Source organism: Caballeronia terrestris (assembly GCF_001544515.1).
In the GTDB taxonomy this organism is placed as follows: Bacteria; Pseudomonadota; Gammaproteobacteria; order Burkholderiales; family Burkholderiaceae; genus Caballeronia; species Caballeronia terrestris.
This window is the reverse complement of sequence record NZ_FCOL02000169.1, coordinates 1-4,769: the sequence shown is the minus strand read 5'-3', so window position 1 is coordinate 4,769 and position 4,769 is coordinate 1. Positions and strand designations below refer to the sequence as shown.

Below are 4,769 nucleotides of genomic sequence, written 5' to 3'. Positions count from 1 at the left end.
GCGCTCGAGCGCTTCATGAAAACCGTGTCATCTGGCAAAGCAGACACGCCAACTACGTGGCGCGGCCTGACCGACCGGTGGCTGAAGGTGGCCAACGAGACGCTGATCGAGGCGCATCGTTCAGAGGAATTCGTCGAGGCTCAAACGGGGATGTTGCGTGCAGCGTCCGACTACCGGTTGCGGGAACGCGCGCTCGCTGAGTCGTGGTGTGAGGCTTACCACATTCCGACGCGCACCGAGGTGGACGAGATCCAGCGCACCGTGACCGAGTTGCGGCGGCAGATCCGACTGCTGCAGCGACAAAACGCTTCTCAGCTGGAGACACACGCCACGCCTAGTTCCACGCGACAGCCGCGCGCCGTTGCCCCGAAGGCCGACCGTCCCATTCATTCCTGAGAGAACCGTATGGCCGCCGCCAAGAAATCGACCGCCGCACGGGCGCTCGCTGAATTCAGCGACTTCAATCTGAAGCTCGCCCGTGGACAGCAGATGCTCGACCGGATCAAGGACGAGCACGTGGAGATCGCGACCGCGGATAAGGAAGTGGTGTTCCGCGAAGACAAGACGACGCTGTACCGTTATAAGCCCACCGCAGAGCGATCGCTTGGCATACCCGTGCTCGTGGCGTACGGACAGATCGGCCGCTACACCATGACCGATCTGCAGGAGGACCGCTCGATGCTGCGCAACCTGCTTGCGCTCGGCGTCGACGTATACGCGGTCGACTGGGGGAGTCCCACCCGCAGCGATCGCTGGCTCACGTTCGAGGATTACGTCGATGTCTATCTGAACGACTGCGTCGAGTTCATCTGCCGCGAGCACGGATTGCCCGCGATCAATCTGCTCGGCATCTGCGAAGGCGGCGTCTTCTCGTTGTGCTACGCCGCACTCTACCCGGGGCGCGTCAAGAACCTTATCCTGACCATCACGCCGGTGGACTTCCATCAGGATCAGGCTGAAGGCCGGCTCAATCACGGGCTCCTCAACCTCTGGACGCGTGGGTTGAGCGAGGACGACATCAACCAGTTGATCGAAGCGAACGGCAACTTGCCGGGAGAGCTGATGAGTTACGCCTTCGCCCAGATGACGCCAGGCGCGACCTTGTCGAAGTACAGCGTCGGTTTGCTCGACACCTTCGACGACGAAAAGAAGCTCCTGAATTTTTTGCGCATGGAGAAGTGGCTGGCCGACCGGCCGCATCATCCGGGCGAAGCCGCCAAACAGCTACTCATCAACCTCCACAAGAACAATGAGCTAATTCGCGGTGAGTTCCGACTGGGTGGCCGCACTGTCGATCTCGCTGACATACGCATGCCGGTGTTGAACGTCTATGCGAAGGACGATCACATCATCCCGCCGAAAACGACTCAGGCGCTGCGAGACGCCGTCGGTAGCGACGACTACCAGGAGATTGGCCTCGACGGTGGGCATGTCGGCGTTTTCGTGAGTGGCAAGTCGCAGGGCGTGCTCGGAAAAGGCATCGTCCAGTGGCTGCACGAGCGCGATGATGCGCCAGCCTGACCCTCACTCTGACCCGGACCCCACGCGATGCAACCCGAACTGAAGCAGGTCTCCGTAATTGGCCGAGGTGGCTTTCACAAGCTCGCCTATGCCGAGTGGGGGTCGCCGAAAGCTGAGCACACCGTCGTCTGTGTTCACGGCGTGTCTCGCACCGGGCGCGACTTCGACATGCTCGCAGCTGCACTTGCGGCCAAGGGCGTGCGAGTCATCGTGCCCGACCTTCCAGGGCGCGGCCGCAGCGAATGGCTGGCGTCGCCCGCCCACTATACAGACCGCGCCTATGTCCGTGCGATGTCGACACTGGTTGCCCGGCTCGATGTCGATCAGGTGGACTGGGTGGGCACGTCCCTTGGCGGCCATATCGGCATGCTGATGGCAGCGGAGCCCGGCACGCCGGTACGAAGGCTTGTGCTCAATGACTTCGGCGCCCGCGTGTCAGCGGCGGCATTGCGCAGGATCGGTGGCTATCTGACGCGCCAGTGGCATTTTGCCTCGGTCGACGAGGTGGAAACGCATCTGCGCGAAGTCCATGCGCCGTTTGGCAAGCTGAGCGACGCGCACTGGCGTCATCTCGCGCAGCACAGCGCCGTCCCGGACGGCAAGGGTGGCTTCCGATTTCACTTCGATCCAGGCATCGGGATGCGCTTTTCGATCCCGATCTTGCTGGACGTGATTCTGTGGCACATCTGGGACAGGATCGACTGCCCGGTGCTGATCTTGCGCGGAGAAGACTCCGACTTGCTCTCGCGCAGCACGGTGGATGCGATGCTCAAACGTGGCTCGGCAGCGAGCGACGGTCGGGTCACCGCGTTCGAATTTCCCGACTGTGGACATGCGCCAGCGTTGATGGACGAGGCGCAGATCGCCGTCATCAAGAACTACCTCTTAACCGACTAGCTGACGCTCAATAAGCGAAGCTGAGACTGCCATGATTCGAGACAAGGTCGTTACCGCCGATGAGGCTATCGCGTTGATACGCGACGGCGATGTCGTGAGTTGCTCAGGGTTTGTCGGCATCGGCACGCCCGAGGAGCTGATTACGGCGCTCGAGCGGCGCTTCGTAGACACCGACGGGCCGCGCGATCTCACGCTCGTCTTCGCAGCGGCGCCCGGAGATGGCAAGGAACAAGGACTGAATCGGCTGGCGCGCGAGGGCCTGGTGCAGCGCGCAATCGGCGGCCACTGGTCGCTTGTACCCAAGCTCGGGAAGCTGGCGACGGACAATCGTATCCAGGCGTACAACCTGCCGCTTGGCACGATCTCACACCTGTATCGGGACGCCGCTGCCCACCGTGCCGGCACACTCACCAAGGTGGGACTCGGCACTTTCGTCGACCCCAGGCAAAACGGCGGGAAGATCAACGCACGAACAACGGAAGACCTAGTGCGGGTGATGGAGATCGACGGCGAAGAGTGGCTTTTCTACAAGGCGTTTCCGATCAACGTCGCGTTGATTCGCGGCACCACCGCCGACGCCGAGGGTAACATCACGATGGAGCGTGAGGCGCTGATGCTCGACGCGCAGGCTGCCGCAATGGCTGCAAGAAATGCCAACGGACTGGTCATCGTTCAGGTCGAACGGATCGCATCAAGCGGCACACTCGATGCCCGAAACGTGGTCGTTCCCGGCGTCCTGGTCGATTGCGTGGTGGTCGCTCCGCCAGGTGCACACAAGCAAACCTACGGCACAGACTACAACGCGGCGTTCTCCGGCGAGATTCGCGTTCCGGTGAACAAGATCCCGGCCTTGGCGCTCGACGAGAGAAAGCTGATCGCCAGGCGTTGCGCTTTCGAGCTGCCGCTCGGCGGGGTGATCAACCTGGGAATCGGCATGCCCGAGGCGGTGGCCGCCGTCGCTGCCGAGGAACGCGTACTCGAACATCTGACCTTGACCGCCGAACCCGGCGTGATCGGCGGCATGCCGCAAGGCGGTCTCGACTTCGGCGCTGGCATCAATACGCAGGCGCTATTGCATCAGAACCAGCAGTTCGACTTTTACGATGGTGGTGGCCTCGACCTCGCGTGTCTTGGGATGGCCGAGATCGACCGCGTAGGCAACGTCAACGTCAGCCGATTCGGTTCGCGTCTCGCGGGCTCGGGCGGCTTCATCAACATCAGCCAGAACGCCCGCCGGCTCGTGTTCGCCGGGACGTTCACCGCTGGCGGAATGAGCACGTGCATCGAAGGCGGTCAGATGCGAATCGTGACCGAAGGTAAAACCCGCAAGTTCGTCGAAGCGGTTGAGCAAATTACCTTTAGCGGCCCGCTCGCAGCGGCGAAGGGGCAGTCAGTGCACTACGTCACCGAGCGATGCGTGTTCAAGCTTCAACCGGACGGCTTGCAACTGATTGAAGTCGCACCTGGCATCGACATCGAGCGTGATGTGCTCGCGCACATGGCATTTCGCCCCATCATCGGCGAAGTGACGCTGATGGACCCGCGCATCTATCGGTCCAAACCGATGGGACTGGGCGCCGTGCTGGAGGATCTGCAACTAAGCGATCGCCTCAGCTATGACGAGGAACGCAACATTCTTTTTGCAAACTTCGAGGGGATGGCGATCCGCAGTGACGATGACATCGAGTGCGTGCGGCGCGTGTTTGATGCGCTTTGTATCAAGGTCGGACGGCGGGTGGCGCTGATCGTCAACTACGACGGCTTTCGGCTCGACGAGTCAATGGCTGACGCGTACTTCGAAATGGTGGCCGAACTTCAGGCCAAGCACTACACGACAACGACGCGATACACCACGAGTGCCTTTATGCGCATGAAGCTGGGCGAGGCGCTGTTTTCTCGCCACGCTGCGGCGCACGTCTTTGAAACACACGCGGAAGCTTCCGAATTCCTCCGCGCGCGTTAGCACCTTGCTGGAATCTCTGTGAAGCGTAGCCCCAACGGAAAGGGTTCGGTTTGATCAGTGTTAAGACAGACCCCAATCCGATGGAAACTTCAGTGTTTACCATTTTCACAAACTAGGGCTGTGCTGAAGAAGCGGGGGTTTTCACGGGATCGTCGTTGCTGATTCCACGATGCGAGAATGGCGACGCGCTCGCGTCGGTTTTTTGGCCTTTAGAGGCTCGCTTTTAGCCTTTCTCGTCCCGCTTGGTAATTTATGGACGTACCTGTGCCATCAGCCGTGATCGACTCATGTAGATGTTCGCCAGCGCGAGCACTTTCGGCGTGCGCGTTCCGTCGGTCCCACGCTTGCATCTACTGCCGCCTCCAGTCCGTCCAGCGTCATATTCGCG

General features: G+C 61.1%; 4 protein-coding genes. All 4 read left to right on the top strand.

What is annotated here, in order from left to right; all coding sequences use genetic code 11:
* Positions 1–396, top strand: a 396-nt coding sequence (locus tag AWB67_RS34540; RefSeq protein WP_200822393.1) for a poly(R)-hydroxyalkanoic acid synthase subunit PhaE, incomplete at its 5' end; no start/stop codon positions are given.
* A gap of 9 nt (positions 397–405) precedes the next feature.
* Positions 406–1,521 (top strand): class III poly(R)-hydroxyalkanoic acid synthase subunit PhaC, encoded by a 1,116-nt coding sequence (gene phaC / locus AWB67_RS34535; protein ID WP_087660439.1) that lies wholly within the window; start codon positions 406–408, stop codon positions 1,519–1,521.
* 27 nt (positions 1,522–1,548) lie between these two features.
* Positions 1,549–2,418 carry an alpha/beta fold hydrolase gene (locus tag AWB67_RS34530; protein WP_087660438.1) on the top strand — a complete coding sequence of 290 codons (870 nt, stop codon included), beginning with the start codon at positions 1,549–1,551 and terminating at the stop codon, positions 2,416–2,418.
* Between the two features lie 31 nt (positions 2,419–2,449).
* Complete coding sequence (locus AWB67_RS34525; protein WP_087660437.1) at positions 2,450–4,381, top strand: acyl CoA:acetate/3-ketoacid CoA transferase; 1,932 nt, start codon at positions 2,450–2,452, stop codon at positions 4,379–4,381.
* Positions 4,382–4,769 lie beyond the last annotated feature (388 nt).

Excerpts from the sequence above, each read along its gene's own strand:
- phaC (WP_087660439.1), top strand. The coding sequence starts at position 406 with ATGGCCGCCGCCAAGAAATCGACCGCCGCACGGGCGCTCGCTGAATTC.
- AWB67_RS34530 (WP_087660438.1), top strand. The coding sequence starts at position 1,549 with ATGCAACCCGAACTGAAGCAGGTCTCCGTAATTGGCCGAGGTGGCTTT.
- AWB67_RS34525 (WP_087660437.1), top strand. The coding sequence starts at position 2,450 with ATGATTCGAGACAAGGTCGTTACCGCCGATGAGGCTATCGCGTTGATA.